Origin of the sequence: Cellulomonas endophytica, assembly GCF_004123805.1 — a bacterium.
Taxonomy (GTDB): domain Bacteria; phylum Actinomycetota; class Actinomycetes; order Actinomycetales; family Cellulomonadaceae; genus Cellulomonas; species Cellulomonas endophytica.
The window spans coordinates 1-17174 of sequence record NZ_RWJX01000075.1; the positions used below are offsets into that span (position 1 = coordinate 1).

Consider the following 17174-nt stretch of genomic DNA (forward strand, 5'->3'; position numbering starts at 1 on the left):
CGTGAGATCAAGGCCCGCGAGATCAAGACGCAGACCGTGGCGCGTGAGATCAAGGCGCGCGAGATCAAGACGCAGACCGTGGCGCGTGAGATCAAGGCCCGCGAGATCAAGACGCAGACCGTGGCGCGTGAGATCAAGGCGCGCGAGGTCAAGACCCAGACCGTCGCCCGCGAGATCAAGGCCCGCGAGATCAAGACGCAGACCGTCGCCCGCGAGATCAAGGCCCGCGAGATCAAGACCCAGACCGTCGCCCGCGAGATCAAGCGGACCGCCGAGGTGCGCACGAGCCAGGCCTGACCCCGGCGGGCCCCCGGGCCCCGACCCCCGCGTGAGGACCCCCGTGCCGTCGGCACGGGGGTCCTGCGTCGTCCCGGCTAGCCTGTGGCCCGGCCGGCGACGGACGGCCGCGGGGCCTGCGGCGGGGCCGCCCCCGCCCGAGCACCACGCACCCTGCGGAGGCACGCCCATGGCGGCACCGGGCTGGCGCCTGCACGGCGACGGACGACGGATCGCACCGGGGGCGGTCGTCGCCCCCGACGAGCGGCTGAGCTGGCCGCGGACGATCGGCATCGGGCTCCAGCACGTCGTCGCGATGTTCGGCGCCACGTTCCTCGTCCCGCTGCTCACGGGCTTCCCGCCGGCGACCACCCTGTTCTTCTCCGCGGTGGGCACGGCGCTCTTCCTGCTGCTGACCCGCGGGCGGGTGCCGAGCTACCTGGGGTCGAGCTTCGCGTTCATCGCGCCCCTGACCGCGGCCGGCACGTCGGGCGGGCCGGCGGTGGCGCTCGGCGGCGTGGTGGCGACGGGCGTCGCGCTGGCGCTCGTCGGGCTCGTCGTGCAGGCGGCCGGCACGCGCTGGCTCGACGCGCTCATGCCGCCGGTCGTCACGGGCACGATCGTCGCGCTCATCGGCCTCAACCTCGCCCCGACGGCCTGGAGGAGCGTGCAGGAGGCGCCCGTCACGGCGGTCGTCACGCTCCTCGTCGTGGTCCTCGCCGGCGTGCTGTTCCGCGGGATCCTCGGCCGCCTGTCCATCCTCGTCGGCGTGGCCGTCGGCTACGTCGTCGCGCTGGTCCGGGGCGAGGTCGACACCTCCGGCATCCGCGAGGCCGCGTGGGTCGGGCTGCCCACGTTCACGGCGCCCGCGTTCGACGCCTCCGTGCTCGGCCTGTTCCTCCCCGTCGTCCTCGTGCTCGTCGCGGAGAACATCGGGCACGTGAAGTCGGTCGCGGCCATGACGGGGCGGGACCTCGACCCCGTCGCCGGCCGCGCGCTCGTCGCCGACGGCCTCGCCACCACGCTGGCCGGCCTCGGCGGCGGGTCGGGCACCACGACGTACGCGGAGAACATCGGCGTCATGGCCGCCACCCGCGTCTACTCCACCGCCGCGTACTGGGTCGCCGCGGGCGCCGCGCTGCTGCTGAGCCTGTCGCCGAAGTTCGGCGAGGCCGTCGCCTCCGTCCCCGCCGGCGTCCTCGGCGGCGCCACGACGGTCCTCTACGGGATGATCGGCGTCCTCGGGGCCCGCATCTGGGTCAACGCCCGCGTCGACTTCTCCGACCCGGTGCACCTCACGACGGCCGCCGTGGCCCTCGTCGTCGGGATCGCCGACTACCGCTGGGCCGTCGGCGACCTCCAGTTCGGCGGGATCGCGCTGGGCACCGTGGCCGCCATCGGCGTCCACCACCTCATGCGCGCCGTCTCACGCTGGCGGGGCACCGGGGCGGACGCGCCGGCCCTCAGTCCTTCAGGGGGTCGTGCCCCCAGTTCATGAGGGACCAGCGCCACGGGGTGTCGGTGACGTCGCCGTCCGGGCGCTGCGCGGAGTGCCGGTGCACGTAGCCGACGACCGTGCGCATGTGGGCCAGGTCGTCGTCGGTCAGGTCGTCCTTCGTCGTGCGGAGCAGCTCGACGATCCGCCGGCCCGAGTGGTGCCCCGTGGACTCGTCGTCCCCGTCCTTCTTCTGCCCGACGGACGTCGACTCCTCCGTGCCGAGCCAGCGCTCCAGCTCGGCGGGGGACATGTTCACCGCCTCCCGGAACTCGCGGCGGGTGCTGTCGGCGTCGTGGTGGTCGCTCATGCCCCCATCGTCAGGGACGCACCCCGACGACGGCATCCGGGCGGGGCGGCAGCGCCTGGCGCGCGACCGCCGCGGCCACGTGCCGCCGCTGCGCCGCTGCGGCCACGTCCCGGTGCCGGAGCCAGTCACGCAGCTCGGGACCGGGCAGCGGCCGGGCGACGAGGTACCCCTGCGCCTGGTCGCAGCCGAGGGCGGCGAGCCGGTCGTAGGCCTCCTGCGTCTCGACGCCCTCCGCGACGATCCGCAGGCCCAGCTCGTGCCCGAGCCGGACCGTCGAGGCGACGATCGCCGCCGTCGCGCGGTCGTCGGTGAGGCGGGCGGTGAACGAGCGGTCGAGCTTGAGCTCGTCCACGGGGAGGTCGCGCAGGTACGCCAGCGAGCTGTAGCCCGTGCCGAAGTCGTCGATGGCGACCTGCACCCCGGCCTCCCGCAGCCGGCCGAGCACGTCGGCCGCCCGCTCGCGGTGCTGCACCAGCAGGTCCTCGGTGAGCTCGAGGCGCAGCGCGGCCGGAGGGAGGCCGCGCGCGGCGAGGTCCGCGACGAGGCGCGCCGGCAGGTCGGGGTCGAAGAGGGCGTGGGCGGGCAGGTTGACGGCCACGGGCAGGTGCAGCCCGTCCCGCCACCAGCCGGTCGCCTCCCGGAGGGCGAGGTCCAGCACCCGGCCGGTCAGCGGCCCCATGAGGCCGCCCCGCTCGGCGACGGGCAGGAAGTCCCCCGGGGGCACGAGCCCGCGCTCGGGGTGCTGCCACCGCACCAGCGCCTCGACCCCGGTGACCGTCCCGGTCGTGAGGTCGACCTTGGGCTGGTGGTGCACGACGAGCTCGTCACGGGCCAGCGCCACGCGCAGCTCGTCGAGCAGCCGCAGGCCGCGCCCCTGCTCCGCCGCGTCCGTCGCGTCGTGCACGTGGACCCCGTCGGGACGGCCCTTCGCGCGCGCGAGCGCCACGTCGGCGGCGCGCATCAGGTCGTCCAGGCGCGGGCCGGCGGTGGCGGCCGTGGCGACCCCGATGCTCGCCCCGAGGTGCACCGCGGTGCCCTCGAGCACCACGGGCGTCCGCAGCACGAGGCGGACGCGGTCGACGGCGAGCCCGACGGCCTCGTCGTCGGCCTCCGGCAGCAGCGCGGCGAACTCGTCGCTGCCCTGCCGCGCGACGACCGTGCCGGGCAGCGCCGACCGCAGCCGCTCGCCGACCTGCACGAGGACGGCGTCGCCGGCGGCGTGCCCGAGGCCGTCGTTGACGTCCGTGAAGTCGTCGAGGTCGAGCAGGAGGAGGGCGGCGCGTCCGTCGACCGGGCCCCGCGCCGCCGCCGCGAGCCCCTGGCGGTTCGGCAGCCCGGTGAGCAGGTCGGTGAGGGCCTCGCGCCGGCGCTCCGCGGCCGCCACCCGCAGCCGGGCGACGAGCACCTGCGTCCGCGCGCTCGCCACCACGACGCACAGGGCGGCGAGCACCACGGCGGGCACCGGGAGCGGGGCGCGCGCGGCCGCGACGAGCACGGCGAGGGACGCGAGGGTGGCGGCGGCCGGGACGGCCTCCACGGGCCGGCGCTCCTCGGGGGCGGTGTCGGCCGCCACCTGCGCGAGCACGTCCGAGCGGCCGCTCAGCCCGTCCACCCACACGGCGACGAGCACGAGCCCCACGACCCAGCCGGCGTCGAGCACCGTGCCCACGGCGTAGGTGCCGTCCGCGACCTGCCGGGTGTAGACCAGGTCGGTCCCCGCGAAGACCGCCACGCCGGCCGCCAGCGGCCAGGGGTGCAGGCCGCGCCCGCCCACCTCGAGGGTCGCGAGCCGCGCGACGAGCCCGAGGAGCACCACGTCCCCGACCGGGTACGTCAGGGCGACGAGCGAGGCCGGCGTGGGGCCCTCCCGCAGCCACGCGTCCAGCACGGGGCCCAGGGCGCAGGTGACGACCGCGGCCGCGCCGAGGGACGCCACGTCGCCGTCGAGCCAGGCGAGGGTGTCGCGCCGACCCCTGCCGGAGGATGGTCCGGGGGTCGCGGCGCGGGTCACGACCACGAGCGCCGCGACCATGAGCGGCAGGAAGAGCACGTAGCCCGCGTCCGCCCACGAGGGGAACGGCAGCGCGGTGCCCCGCGTGAGGCTGAGCAGGTAGTACGCGTTCCCGACGCCGAACGCCAGGAGGGCCAGGCCCGAGAGGACGACCGCGGTCCGGGCGAGCGCCGCACGCCGCACCCGCGCCAGCACGACGCAGCCCGGCACGAGCGCGGCGACCGTCCCGAGCACGCGGTCGACGAGGACGTCGACCCCGGCGCCGCCGTCGTCCCGCAGGAGACCGGCGACGTAGACGGTCGTGACGAGCAGCATCACCCCGGTGAGCACGCCGGGACGCCGCAGGAGCAGCGGGGGCATGGATCACCTCGAGGAGCCGGCATCGGGGCACCGTCTCTGGACCCTCACCCGTCCCATCGGTCGCCCGGCGATCGGTGTGAGCCGTGGGGGACGCTCCGGCGGGGGGTTCGAGGACCGGGTGCGGGGAGCCGGGACGGCAAGTGCCTCCGGGCGCCGGGTGCACGTCGTGCGAGGGGTGCACGTCGTGCGAGGGTGGAGCCAAGGGGACTCGAACCCCTAACCCCCTGCTTGCAAAGCAGGTGCGCTACCAATTGCGCCATGGCCCCGCGCCGTCCCCGCCGGGGACGGGGGCGGCCGCAGCCGCCCGGGACGGTCAGTCGAGCTCGTCGGTGACCTCGGCCCAGAGCTCACGCTCGTCGCGGTCCTGCGACCAGCGCCGGTAGGCACCGAACGCGAGGGCGCCGGCGGCGACGACGAGGAGCGTCTTCTTCAAGCTGACCTCCGAGGGGGCGTGCGTGGGCCTAACAGGACTTGAACCTGTGACCTCTTCCTTATCAGGGAAGCGCTCTAACCGTCTGAGCTATAGGCCCGTGCGCGCGTCGTCCGGGTCCTCCGGGCGTGGGCGCCGGACGAGAGTACCCCAGCGCGCGGGGGCGCCCCAAACCGGGGACCGCCCCGGGCGCTCGCCGGGCGCACGTCGTGGGGTGCCTCAGTCGTCCGTCATCGTCACGTGCAGCCCGCCGACGAGCGCCGCGACGATGTTGTACAGGAACGCGCCCAGCGTCGACAGCGCGGTCAGCAGCACGACGTCCACGACGGCGACGAGCATGGCCGCCGACACCACGCGCGGGAAGGCGAGGTAGTCCAGCAGCGTCACCGGCGAGTCCTCGCCGATGACGGTCGTCACGAGCTCGTCGATGCGGGCGAAGACGCCGATCCCGTCGAGGGTCAGCCAGACCACCGCGGCCGCGACGACGATGATGATGCCGACCGCGAACGACAGCAGGAACGACAGCTTCATGACCGACCACGGGTCCACACGGGAGATCGACAGCCGGACCCGGCGGGGCCCGGTGCCCGCCGGGGCGGGACGAGGCGCCGCCGCGGGACCGCCGGCCGGCCGGGGGCCGGTGGTCGTGCCCGTCGGGGCACCGGCGCCCGTCGCCGTCGCCGTGCTGCCGGCGGTGGCTGTCGCACCGGTGGCCGCACCGGAGCTCACGGTGCGCGGCACGGGCGCCTCGGTGGTGGTGGGTCGGCTCATCGCGGCGTCCTTCGCGTCGGTGCCGCCGGCGGTGGGCCGGGCGGGGCGGATCGAGGGCGGCGCGGGCTCGCTCATGCGTCCTCCCCGTCGGCCGGGGACTCCTCGTCCCGACCCTGCGCCACCGTACCGGCCGCGTCCGCGCCGGTGGAGGGGCTCGGGACGTCCGACACAGCACCTTCACCGGAGGCGTCGGCCTCGGCGGCGAGCGGCTCGGGGTGCGCCTCGACGACCTCGCCCGCCGGGGCCAGGTCCTCCGCCGCGACGACCTCCTCGGCCGCCTGGCGCTCCGGGTTGCGCGCCACGGCGATGATGCGGTCGCCGGCGTCGGGCTTGGCGAAGATGACGCCCTGCGTCGTCCGGCCCGTCGCGTTCACCTCGAGGGCGGCGGAGCGGACGATCTTGCCGCCCTCCATGATGACGAGGACCTCGTCCTCGGCGTCGACGACGAGCGCCCCGACGAGGTCGCCGTTCGCCTCGGGCAGGTTCGCCACCCGGATCCCCAGGCCGCCACGCCCCTGCTGGCGGTAGTTCTCCACCGTGAGGGCCGTGCGCTTGGCGATGCCGCCCTGCGTCACCGTGAACAGGTGGGCGTCCTCGCGGACGACGTCCATGGCGAGCAGCTCGTCGTCGCCCCGGAACTTCATGCCGGTGACGCCGGACGTGGCCCGGCCCATGGGGCGCAGGGACTCGTCGGAGGCCGTGAAGCGCACGGACTGGCCCTTGCGGGACACGAGGATGAGGTCCTGGTGGGCGTCGGCCAGGCGCGCGGCGACGAGCTCGTCGGCGCGGCCCTCCTCGTCCTCGCGCAGGTTGATGGCGATGACGCCGCCCGTGCGGTTCGTGTCGTACTCCGCCAGCCGCGTCTTCTTCACCAGGCCGCGCTTCGTCGCCAGGAGCAGGTGCTCGGCCTGGTCGTAGCTGCGCAGGTCGAGGACCTGGGCGATGCGCTCGCCGGGCTGGAACGCCAGGAGGTTCGCCACGTGCTGGCCCTTGGCGTCGCGGCCGCCCTCGGGCAGCTCGTACGCCTTCGCCCGGTAGACGCGGCCGAGGTTGGTGAAGAACAGCAGCCAGTGGTGGGTCGTCGTCGTGAAGAAGTGGTCGACGAGGTCGTCCTGGCGCAGCTGGGCGCCCCGCACGCCCTTGCCGCCCCGGCGCTGCGCGCGGTAGGCGTCCGTGCGGGTCCGCTTGGCGTAGCCGCCGCGGGTGATGGTGACGACGACGTCCTCCTCGGCGATGAGGTCCTCGATGGAGACCTCGCCGTCGTGGGGCAGGACGCGGGTGCGGCGCTCGTCGCCGAACTTGTCGACGACCTCGCGCAGCTCGTCGGCGACGATGTCGCGCTGGCGCTGGTCGGAGGCGAGGATCGCGCGGTACTCGGCGATCGCCGCCTCGAGCTCGGCGTGCTTGTCGAGGATGCGCTGGCGCTCCAGGGCGGCGAGCTGGCGCAGCTGCATCCGCAGGATGGCGTTGGCCTGGTCCTCGTCGATGTCGAGGAGCCCCATGAGGCCGCTGCGCGCGTCGTCGGCCGAGGCCGAGGCCCGGATGAGCGCGATGACCTCGTCCATGAGGTCGAGCGCCTTGAGCAGGCCGTTGTAGATGTGGATCTCGCGCTCGGCCGCGGACAGGCGGTACTGCGTGCGCCGGCGGATGACGTCGATCTGGTGCTGCGTCCAGTGCCGCACGAACGCGTCGATGCTCAGCGTGCGCGGGACGCCGTCGACGAGCGCCAGCATGTTGGCGCCGAACGTGTCCTGCAGCTGGGTGTGCTTGTAGAGGTTGTTGAGCACGACCTTGGCGACCGCGTCGCGCTTGAGCACGATGACGAGGCGCTGGCCCGTGCGGCCCGAGGTCTCGTCGCGCACGTCGGCGATGCCGGCGACGCGGTTCTCCCGCGCGAGCTCGACGATCTTCTCCGCGAGGCGGTCGGGGTTGACCTGGTAGGGCAGCTCCGTCGCGACGAGGCACGTGCGCCCCTGGATCTCCTCGACCTCGACGACCGCACGCATCGTGATGGAGCCGCGACCGGTGCGGTACGCCTCCTCGATGCCGCGGTGCCCGAGGATCGTGGCGGCGGTGGGGAAGTCCGGGCCCTTGATGCGCTGCATGAGCGCCTCGAGGAGCTCCTCCTTGCTGGCCTCCGGGTGGTCCAGGTGCCACTGCACGCCCTCGGCGACCTCGCGGAGGTTGTGCGGCGGGATGTTCGTCGCCATGCCGACGGCGATGCCGGCCGAGCCGTTGACGAGCAGGTTCGGGAAGCGCGAGGGCAGGACGACCGGCTCCTGCTCGCGGCCGTCGTAGTTGTCCTGGAAGTCGACGGTGTCCTCGTCGATGTTCCGGACCATCTCCATGGCGAGCGGGGCCATGCGGCACTCGGTGTACCGGGGCGCGGCCGCGGGGTCGTCGCCGGGGGAGCCGAAGTTCCCCTGGCCGGAGACGAGCGGGTAGCGCAGCGACCAGTCCTGCACGAGCCGGACGAGGGCGTCGTAGATGGCGGTGTCGCCGTGCGGGTGGAACTTGCCCATGACGTCGCCGACGACGCGGCTGCACTTGGAGAACTGCCGGTCGGGCCGGTAGCCGCCGTCGTACATGGCGTAGAGGACGCGGCGGTGGACGGGCTTGAGGCCGTCGCGCACGTCGGGCAGCGCGCGGCCGACGATGACCGACATCGCGTAGTCCAGGTACGACCGCTGCATCTCCAGCTGCAGGTCGACCTGGTCGATGCGGCCGTGCTCGATGCCGTCGGCACCGACGGTCCAGCCGGTGCCGGTGCCCTCGGGGGTGTCGCTCACGGTGTCCTCTTCGCGGGTGCGGGTGGTGCGGCGTACAGGGGGCCCGCGGGCGCGCCCGGGGAGGGGCGCCCGCGGGTGCGGCCTCAGATGTCGAGGAAGCGGACGTCCTTGGCGTTGCGCTGGATGAACGAGCGGCGCGACTCCACGTCCTCGCCCATGAGGACGGAGAAGATCTCGTCGGCGGCCGCGGCCTCCTCGAGCGTCACCTGGAGCAGGGTCCGGTGCTCGGGGGACATGGTCGTCTCCCACAGCTCGGAGTAGTCCATCTCGCCCAGGCCCTTGTAGCGCTGGATCGCGTTCTCCTTGGGGATCCGCTTGCCGTTGGCCTGGCCGTCGGCCAGGACGGCGTCCCGCTCGCGGTCGGAGTACACGTAGTCGTGCGGCGCGTTCGACCACTTGATGCGGAAGAGCGGCGGCTGCGCGAGGTAGACGAACCCGCCCGTGATGAGGTCCGGCATGTACCGGAACAGCAGGGTGAGCAGCAGGGTGCGGATGTGCTGGCCGTCGACGTCCGCGTCGGCCATGAGCACGATCTTGTGGTACCGCAGCTTCGAGACGTCGAAGTCCTCGCCGATGCCGGTCCCGAAGGCGGCGATGAGGGCCTGGACCTCCTGGTTGCTCAGCGCCCGGTCCAGGCGCGCGCGCTCGACGTTGAGGATCTTGCCGCGGATCGCCAGGATCGCCTGGGTGCGCGGGTTGCGGCCGCGCACGGCCGAGCCGCCGGCGGAGTCGCCCTCGACGATGAACACCTCGCACTCGGCGGGGTTGTTCGACTGGCAGTCCTTGAGCTTGCCGGGCAGGCCGGCGGAGTCCATGAGGCCCTTGCGGCGGGTCGCCTCGCGGGCCTTGCGGGCCGCCATGCGGGCCGCGGCCGCGCCGATCGCCTTGCGGATGATGTCGCGCGCCTCGGACGGGTGGGCGTCGAACCAGTCCGTCAGGCGCTCGTTGACGACACGCTGCACGAAGGTCTTCGCCTCCGTGTTGCCGAGCTTCGTCTTCGTCTGGCCCTCGAACTGCGGCTCGCCGAGCTTGACCGACAGCACGGCCGTGAGGCCCTCGCGGATGTCGTCGCCCGTGAGGTTCTCGTCCTTCTCCTTGAGCAGCCCCTTGGCGCGGGCGTACTCGTTGACGAGACGCGTCATCGCCGCACGGAAGCCCTCCTCGTGCGTGCCGCCCTCCGTCGTGGAGATGGTGTTGGCGTAGGTGTGGACGGACTCGGAGTAGGCGTTCGTCCACTGCATCGCGATCTCGACGGAGATCTTGCGGACGGTGTCCTCGGACTCGATGTCGATGACGTCGGGGTGCACGAGCTCGACCTTCTTCGCCGAGTTCAGGTGCTTGACGTAGTCGATGAGGCCGCCGTCGTACTTGTAGGACACGGTGCGGTGGGGGCTCGCCGGCGCGGTGCCCTCGGCCTCCGTGACCTCGTCGTCCGTGCCGGTGTGCTCGGGGCGCTCGTCCGTGAGCGTGAGCCGCAGGCCCTTGTTGAGGAACGCCATCTGCTGGAAGCGCGAGCGCAGCGTCTCGAAGTCGTAGCTCGTCGTCTCGAAGATCGACGGGTCGGCCCAGAACGTCTGCGCCGTGCCCGTGGCCTCCGTCGGCCCCAGGCGGCGCAGCTCGCCGTCGGGCTTGCCGCCGTCCTTGAAGTCCTGCTCCCACGTGTACCCGTCGCGCATGACGACGGTCTGCACCTTCGTCGACAGCGCGTTCACCACCGAGATGCCGACGCCGTGCAGGCCGCCGGAGACCGCGTACCCGCCGCCGCCGAACTTGCCGCCGGCGTGCAGGATCGTCATGACGACCTCGACGGTGGGGCGGCCCTCCGTGGGGTGGATCGCCACCGGGATGCCGCGCCCGTTGTCGACCACGCGCACGCCGCCGTCCGCGAGCAGCGTGACGTCGATCGTGTCGCAGTACCCCGCCAGGGCCTCGTCGACGGAGTTGTCGACGACCTCGTAGACGAGGTGGTGCAGCCCGCGCTCGCCCGTGGAGCCGATGTACATGCCCGGGCGCTTGCGCACGGCCTCGAGGCCCTCGAGGACGGTGATGTTCTCCGCGCCGTAGCCGCCGTCGACCGGGCGCACCGGGGCGACGGCCCCGGCCTCCGCGACCGCCTCCGGGGTGTCGGCGGCGGTGCCCTCGAGGCTCTCGACCGGCGCCGCCGGCTGCGGGTCGGGCGCGTCGGCGGGTGCGGTCTCGTCGGCCACGGGCGGGGGTTCTCCTCGACGTCGCAGGCGCCACGCAGCGGGCCGCCGAGCCGTGAGGGGGGCGGATCACTCCGAGACGCGTCTGTTCGGGGCGCGCAACCGGCGCCAGAGCGCCGAGAACGACCTGTTCAGTCTACTCCCCCGGGGGCCTCGGGACGCCCTCGTCCCCACCCCGCCCGCGCACGCGTCGCGCCCCCCCGTGGCGGCCGTGCCGCGCCCACGTCGCGCCCACGTCGTGCCCACGTCGCGCCCACGTCGCGCCCGCGGCCCGGCGGCGGTCAGCCCCAGGTGTCCCGGGGCCCGCGCCCGCGGACGCTGCGGGGCCCCCGCCCGAAGCCGGGTCCCGCGGGGCCGAGGACCCGCACCTCGACGACGACGCCCTCGCCGACCGTCTGCGCGAGCCGGCCGAGCAGCGTCGGCACGAGCAGGCGCATCTGCGCCGCCCAGGCCGTCGAGTCCGTCCGCACGACGAGCTCCCCGCGCTGGAACGTCTCGATCCGGCAGTGCTCGGCCACCTGCGGCCCGACGATGCTCTCCCACCGTCCCACGACGCCGCCGACCGCCACGTCGGGACGCCAGCCCGTCTCGTCGAGCAGGCGCGACAGCGTGCTCGCCACGCTCTGCGGGTCGCGCGCCGACGGGTGCGCCCCGCTGCCGGCGGCGGGGCCTCCCGGTGCGGCGGTCACCGGGCGCCGTGCCGGGTCGCCGGGGCGCAGCCCGCGCGTGAGCGCCGACGCCCGGGCGCGGTTCAGCGCGGCCCGGGCGACGGTCGTCGGGGGGGTCAGCTCGACGAGGAGGCCGACCGGCACCCCCTCGCGGACGGGCGGCGCGTCGTCCGGCGCACCGCCGGGCCCCTCGCCCCGGGGCGCGCCGGCGCCTCCGGCACCCCCGGTGCCCCCGGCGCCTCCGGCACCCCCGGTGCCCCCGGCGCCTCCGCTGCCCCCGGCGCCTCCGCTGCCGGCGGGACCGTCGGGACCGGCGGTCGCCGGCGGTCGCGCCGACCTCGCGGCGCCGCGCCGCGCGGGGAGGGCCCGCCGCACGGGCGTCGGCTCAGGCACGCCGCACCGTCCCGTCCCGGACCTCCACGCGGTCCCCGCTCAGCGGCGCCGGGACGTCCTCGGGCACCGCCGCGGTGATGAGCACCTGGCGCGCCGGCGCGACGAGGGCCGCGAGCCGCTCGCGTCGCCGGGCGTCGAGCTCGGCGAAGACGTCGTCGAGGACGAGCACGGGCTCGCCGTCGGGGCGCGGGTCGTAGGCCCAGTCGTCGGTGAGCTCGACGCCGGGGTCCGGTCCGACGCCGGCGCGCGCGTCCGGGCCCGACAGCAGCCGCCACGACGCCAGGCGCAGCGCCAGCGCCACGGACCAGGACTCGCCGTGGCTCGCGTAGCCCTTCGCCGGCAGGTCCCCGAGCCGCAGGACGAGGTCGTCGCGGTGGGGGCCGACGAGACTCACCCCCCGCTCGAGCTCCTTGCGGCGCACGCGCGCCATCGCCTCGAGGAGCCGGGCCTCGACCGCACGGGCGTCGACGGACGCCGGGGCGCCGTCCGCCTCCTCCGCCGTCGGCGCCGCCTCGTCGGGGGCGTCCCGGGACCCCTCCGCGAGGGCGGCGTCGACGGACGCCCGGTAGTCCAGCGCCAGCACGCCCTGGCCGGAGCTGACCTCCTCGTACGCCTGCGCCGCCAGCGGGCGCAGCGCCCGGACCAGGCGCCGCCGCGCGACGACCAGCTCCGCGCCCGCCGTGGCGAGCTTGGCGTCCCACACGTCGAGGGTGCCCAGGTCCGCGCCCGGGCGCGTCCCCCGGGCGCCCGCGGTCTTCAGCAGGGCCGAGCGCTGCCGCAGCACCCGCTCGTAGTCCTGCAGCGTGCCGGCCAGCCGGGGGGTGAGCTGCACGACGAGCTCGTCGAGGAAGCGCCGGCGGCCGTCCGGGTCGCCCTTGACGATCGCGAGGTCCTCCGGGGCGAACAGCACGGACCGGAGGATCCCGAGGATGTCCCGGGCCCGCCCGGGCGAGCCGCCGTTAATGCGGGCACGGTTCGCACGGCCCGGCGTCACCTCGACCTCGAGGGTGCTCGTGCGGGGGCGGCCGGGGTCGAGCTCCCGCACGACCCGCGTCCGCACGACGGCGCGCGGGGCGCCCTGCCGCACGAGGGCCGCGTCGGAGGGCACCCGGTGGCTGCCGAGGGTCGCGACGTAGCCGATCGCCTCGACGAGGTTCGTCTTGCCCTGGCCGTTCGGGCCGACGATCGCCGTCACCCCGGGCTCGAGCGGGAGCTCGACCTCCGCCCAGGAGCGGAAGTCGGTGAGCGACAGGTGGGCGACGTACACGGCGGTGGCGGTCCGGTCCGGCGGGCGGGGCGGGGCGCGACGGGCGGCCGCCGGCGGCGTGCGCCGGCGGCCGCGGCCGTCAGGCCTTCTGGCCCGAGCCGGCCGGGGGCGTGGTGACGCCGGGCTTGGCGGCGTGGACCGCATGCCCGCCGAACTGCTGGCGCAGGGCGGCCACCGCCTTCATGGCCGGCGACTCCTCCTGGCGCGAGGAGAACCGGGCGAACAGCGCGGCGGAGATGACCGGGACCGGGACGGCGGCGTCGATGGCCTCGTCGACGGTCCAGCGGCCCTCGCCGGAGTCCTCGACCCAGTCGTCGATCTCGTCGAGCCCGGGGTCGGACTCCAGCGCCGCGACGAGCAGGTCCAGGAGCCAGGAGCGCACGACCGTGCCGCGCGTCCACGCCTTCATCGTCCCCGTGACGTCGTGGACCAGGCCCTTGGCCGCGAGGAGCTCGTAACCCTCGGCGTAGGCCTGCATGAGCCCGTACTCGATGCCGTTGTGGACCATCTTGGCGAAGTGCCCTGCGCCGACGGACCCTGCGTGCACGAAGCCCTCCTCGCGGGGGCCCTCCGGCCGCAGCGCGTCGAAGACCGGCATCGCCTTCGCGACGAGGTCCGCCTCGCCGCCGACCATGAGGCCGTACCCGTTCTTCAGGCCCCACACACCACCGGAGACGCCGGCGTCGATGAAGCCGACGCCGGTCTCGCCGAGGAGCGCCGCGTGGGTGCTGTCGTCGCCGTAGTAGGAGTTGCCGCCGTCGATGACGACGTCGCCCGCCGTGAGCAGTCCCGCCAGGTCCTTCACGACCGTGTGCGTGACGGCGCCCGCGGGGACCATCACCCAGACGACCCGCTCGCCGGCCGGCAGCGCGGCGACGAGCTCCTCGAGCGACGCCACGTCCGTGACGTCCGGGTTGCGGTCGAAGCCGGTGACCTCCAGGCCGGCCGCGCGCATGCGCTCGCGCATGTTCGCGCCCATCTTGCCCAGGCCGATGAGTCCGATGTGCATCCGTGTGCCGTCCTTCGTCGCGGGCCCGCAGGGGGCCGGGGTGGGGGCCGCCGACGTCGGTCGCGGGACCGGCGCGCAGGGCCAGTGTCGGGCGTGCGGGCCGCCGGGGCGCGTCGGACGCCCGCCCGCGACCTCGCCCGCGGGGGTCAGCCGGCGAAGCGGATGGGGACGAGCAGGTAGCGGTACTCCCGCGAGTCCTCGCCCTCCAGCGATCCCTGGCCCGTGAACTCCACGGGCTTGTTGGGGTGCGTGAACGAGAGGCGGACGAAGGGCGCGGACAGCGCCCCGAGCCCGTCGAGCAGGAAGCCGGGGTTGAAGGCCACCGTGATGTCGTCGCCCACGAGGTGCGCCTCGAGCGCCTCCGACGCCTGCGCGTCGTCGCCCTGGCCGGCGTCGAGGACGACCTGGCCCTCGCTGAACGCCAGCCGGATCGGGGTGTTCCGCTCGGCGACGAGGGCCACGCGCTTGGCGGCGTCGGCGAGCGCCTGGGTCGCGACCACGGCGTGGATGGGCGTCTCGTCGGGGAACAGGCGGCGCACGGCCGGGTAGTCCCCGTCGACGAGGAGGCTCGTCGTCTGGCGGCCGCCGGACTCGAAGCCGATGAGGTCGACCCCGGCGCCGGTGGACAGGCCGACCGTCACCGACCCCGCCGTCCCGAGCGACTTGGCCGCGTCCGTGAGGGTGCGGGCGCGCACGAGCGCCACGGTCGACAGGTCGGGGCTCGCGGGCTTCCACGTCAGCTCGCGCAGCGCGAGGCGGTACCGGTCGGTCGCGAGCAGCGTCACCTTCTCGCCCTCGATCTCCACGCGCACCCCGGTGAGCAGGGGCAGCGTGTCGTCGCGGCTCGCGGCCACGGACACCTGGGTGACGGCCTTGATGAGCTCGTCGCCGTCGACGGTGCCGCTCGTCGCGGGGAGCTGGGGCAGCGCCGGGTAGTCGTCGACGGGCATCGTCAGGAGCGTGAACCGGCTCGCGCCGCACGTCAGGGTCACCTTCGTCCCCTCGAGGACGACGTCGACCGGCTTGGCCGGCAGCGCCCGGGCGATCTCCGCGAGCAGACGCCCCGACACGAGCACCGTGCCGGGCTCGCTGACGTCGGCCGGGATGTGCGAGCGCGCGGAGACCTCGTAGTCGAAGCTCGAGAGCCCGATCGTCCCCGTGGTGTCCGCCTCGATGCGGACGCCGGCGAGGACGGGGACCGGCGGACGGGTCGGGAGGCTGCGCGCCGTCCACGTCACGGCCTCCGCGAGGACGTCTCGCTCCACCCGGAACCTCATGGTCACCTCTCGCGTCAGCCGGCACCGCGCCGCGGGGAGGACCCCGGGCCGGAGGGCCGTTCCCCGCGACGACCGGGCGCGCAGGCACCCGGCAGGACCGGAGGGACCGCCCGGCCGAACCCTACGCCAGCGCACGCCGGCCCGGACCCCGGCCGGACGGGTCCGTGGACGGCGGCCGGGAGGGCGGGCCCCGGCTCGTCGGGACCTGTCCCCTGGCCCTCCTGCGTCGGCGCCACGTCCGGGCTCACGTAGGGGTCCGCGCGTCGGGGTCGCTGCGGGACGTGTCGTGCCCGGGGTGCTCCCGAGGTGCCTCGGGGACCGCCGCCCGGAGCGTGGTGCCGGTGTGTGGATCACCATCAGGGAGAGGACTCATCGTCGTCATCGCACCTGTGCACCCTGTGGATGACACGGGTCCGCGCAGGTCATGTCGTCCGCAGCCCTGTGCCGGGCGGCTGTGGGCGGCGCGCTCCGTCGGTAGACGCCTGGGGACGGCGGCGGCGCGCCCCGCCCCCCTCCACGGCCGACGCCACCGCTGTCCACAGGGTGACCGCGTGTCGTCCACCGTCGTCCACAGGTCCGCGCACAGGTGTGCACATTCGTCCTACCCATGCTTCACGCCGGGGATGAACGTGGGGTGACCGGACCGTGACCTGTGGACGCGGAGGCGTCCTGCCCGGTCTGCCCGGTCCGTCCTGCGCTTTCGCCGCCGTCGGCCGGGCCGGGCCGCTGACCTGCACCGGTGCCGTGACCGTCCCGTGACCTGCGCGGGGTGCCGTCGGCCTTGCTGCCCGAACAGGGCCTCTCGCTCCTCGGGGCGCCGGTCCGAGCGGCGTCGGCGTTGTCCACCGAGTTGTCCACAGGGACCTGTGGATGTCTGTGGACGACGAGGAGAGGGTCGGCGTCGGACGACTGCGACCGTGCGCAGCCCGGGGCAGGGCCCGGCCGGCGGAGATCGACGGGCGCGGCGTCAGGGGCCGACGGGCGCGGCTCGAGGGGCGGTGGGCGAGGCGGCGGACCTGCCGTCACGCCGCCGGCGCGTTCAGCCCCGGGCCTGCTGCTTGATGCGGTTCGTCAGCTCCGTCACCTGGTTGTAGATGGAGCGGCGCTCGGCCATGAGCTCGCGGATCTTGCGGTTCGCGTGCATGACCGTGGTGTGGTCGCGGCCCCCGAAGGCCTGGCCGATCTTCGGCAGGGACATGTCCGTCAGCTCGCGGCACAGGTACATGGCGATCTGGCGCGCGTTCACCAGGACGCGCGAGCGCGACGTGCCGCACAGCTCGTCGATGGACAGGCTGAAGTAGGCGGCGGTCTGCCCGATGACCGTGGCCGCCGTGATCTCCGCCGCCTGCTCGTCGGTGATGAGGTCGCGCAGGACGATCTCCGCCAGCGACATGTCGACCTGCTGCCGGTTGAGGTTCGCGAAGGCGGTGACGCGGATGAGGGCGCCCTCGAGCTCGCGGATGTTCGTCGAGATGCGGGAGGCGATGTACTCGACGACGTCGTCGGGCGACTGGAGCCCCTCGCTCGCGGCCTTCTTGCGCAGGATCGCGATGCGGGTCTCGAGGTCCGGCGGCTGGACGTCGGTGATGAGGCCCCACTCGAACCGTGACCGCATCCGGTCCTCGAAGCCGTTCAGCTGCTTCGGGGGGACGTCGGAGGTGATGACGACCTGCTTGTTGGCGTTGTGGAGCGTGTTGAACGTGTGGAAGAACTCCTCCATCGTCTGCTCCTTGCCCTGCAGGAACTGGATGTCGTCGATGAGGAGGACGTCAACCTCTCGGTAGCGGCGCTGGAACGCCCCCGCCTTGCCCTCGCCGATGGAGTTGATGAAGTCGTTCGTGAACTCCTCGGAGTTCACGAACCGCACGCGCACCGCGGGGTAGAGGTGCTGGGCGTAGTGGCCGATGGCGTGCA

13 protein-coding genes and 2 tRNA genes are annotated in these 17174 nt (G+C 74.5%); 2 read left to right on the forward strand and 13 right to left on the reverse strand.

Annotation, left to right across the window (positions count from 1 at the left end):
• Together EJA20_RS18815 and EJA20_RS15515 are read left to right on the forward strand one after the other, a co-directional pair.
• A partial coding sequence (locus tag EJA20_RS18815) for a hypothetical protein (RefSeq protein WP_164984011.1) occupies positions 1-297 on the forward strand: 297 nt, incomplete at its 5' end.
• A gap of 169 nt (positions 298-466) precedes the next feature.
• On the forward strand, positions 467-1774 hold the full coding sequence (locus EJA20_RS15515; protein WP_129339404.1) for a uracil-xanthine permease family protein: 1308 nt from the start codon (positions 467-469) through the stop codon (positions 1772-1774).
• Here the strand turns inward: EJA20_RS15515 and EJA20_RS15520 are convergent.
• From EJA20_RS15520 to dnaA, 13 genes are all read right to left on the reverse strand, one after another.
• Complete coding sequence (locus tag EJA20_RS15520) at positions 1740-2081, reverse strand: DUF3140 domain-containing protein (RefSeq protein WP_129339405.1); 342 nt, start codon at positions 2079-2081, stop codon at positions 1740-1742. The two genes, EJA20_RS15515 and EJA20_RS15520, sit on opposite strands and share 35 nt — an antisense overlap.
• 10 nt (positions 2082-2091) lie before the next feature.
• Positions 2092-4452, reverse strand: a complete 2361-nt coding sequence (locus EJA20_RS15525) for a putative bifunctional diguanylate cyclase/phosphodiesterase (RefSeq protein WP_129339406.1) — start codon at positions 4450-4452, stop codon at positions 2092-2094.
• 193 nt (positions 4453-4645) lie between these two features.
• Positions 4646-4718, reverse strand: a tRNA-Ala gene (locus tag EJA20_RS15530).
• Between the two features lie 47 nt (positions 4719-4765).
• Positions 4766-4885, reverse strand: a complete 120-nt coding sequence (locus EJA20_RS19570; RefSeq protein WP_240675553.1) for a DLW-39 family protein — start codon at positions 4883-4885, stop codon at positions 4766-4768.
• A gap of 23 nt (positions 4886-4908) precedes the next feature.
• Positions 4909-4982: transfer RNA gene (locus EJA20_RS15535), tRNA-Ile, on the reverse strand.
• Positions 4983-5101: 119 nt separating this feature from the next.
• Positions 5102-5728 carry a DUF3566 domain-containing protein gene (locus EJA20_RS15540; RefSeq protein ID WP_205687537.1) on the reverse strand — a complete coding sequence of 209 codons (627 nt, stop codon included), beginning with the start codon at positions 5726-5728 and terminating at the stop codon, positions 5102-5104.
• Positions 5725-8346, reverse strand: a complete 2622-nt coding sequence (gene gyrA, locus EJA20_RS15545; protein ID WP_129339418.1) for a DNA gyrase subunit A — start codon at positions 8344-8346, stop codon at positions 5725-5727. The genes EJA20_RS15540 and gyrA overlap by 4 nt, the downstream gene beginning before the upstream one ends.
• A 179-nt stretch (positions 8347-8525) precedes the next feature.
• Positions 8526-10526 (reverse strand): DNA topoisomerase (ATP-hydrolyzing) subunit B, encoded by a 2001-nt coding sequence (gene gyrB / locus EJA20_RS15550; protein ID WP_129339420.1) that lies wholly within the window; start codon positions 10524-10526, stop codon positions 8526-8528.
• 401 nt (positions 10527-10927) lie between these two features.
• A complete protein-coding gene (locus EJA20_RS15555; protein WP_129339407.1) occupies positions 10928-11458 on the reverse strand; it encodes a DciA family protein in 531 nt (176 codons plus the stop codon).
• A gap of 241 nt (positions 11459-11699) precedes the next feature.
• Entirely contained in the window at positions 11700-12974 is a 1275-nt protein-coding gene (gene recF / locus EJA20_RS15560; protein ID WP_129339408.1) for a DNA replication/repair protein RecF, read from the reverse strand.
• Positions 12975-13053: 79 nt separating this feature from the next.
• Complete coding sequence (gene gnd, locus EJA20_RS15565; protein ID WP_129339410.1) at positions 13054-13983, reverse strand: phosphogluconate dehydrogenase (NAD(+)-dependent, decarboxylating); 930 nt, start codon at positions 13981-13983, stop codon at positions 13054-13056.
• A 146-nt stretch (positions 13984-14129) separates the two neighbouring features.
• The gene (gene dnaN / locus EJA20_RS15570; RefSeq protein WP_129339412.1) at positions 14130-15260 is read right to left on the reverse strand and encodes a DNA polymerase III subunit beta; all 1131 of its coding nucleotides are present in this window, start codon (positions 15258-15260) and stop codon (positions 14130-14132) included.
• 1039 nt (positions 15261-16299) lie between these two features.
• A partial coding sequence (gene dnaA / locus EJA20_RS15575) for a chromosomal replication initiator protein DnaA (protein WP_129339414.1) occupies positions 16300-17174 on the reverse strand: 875 nt, incomplete at its 5' end.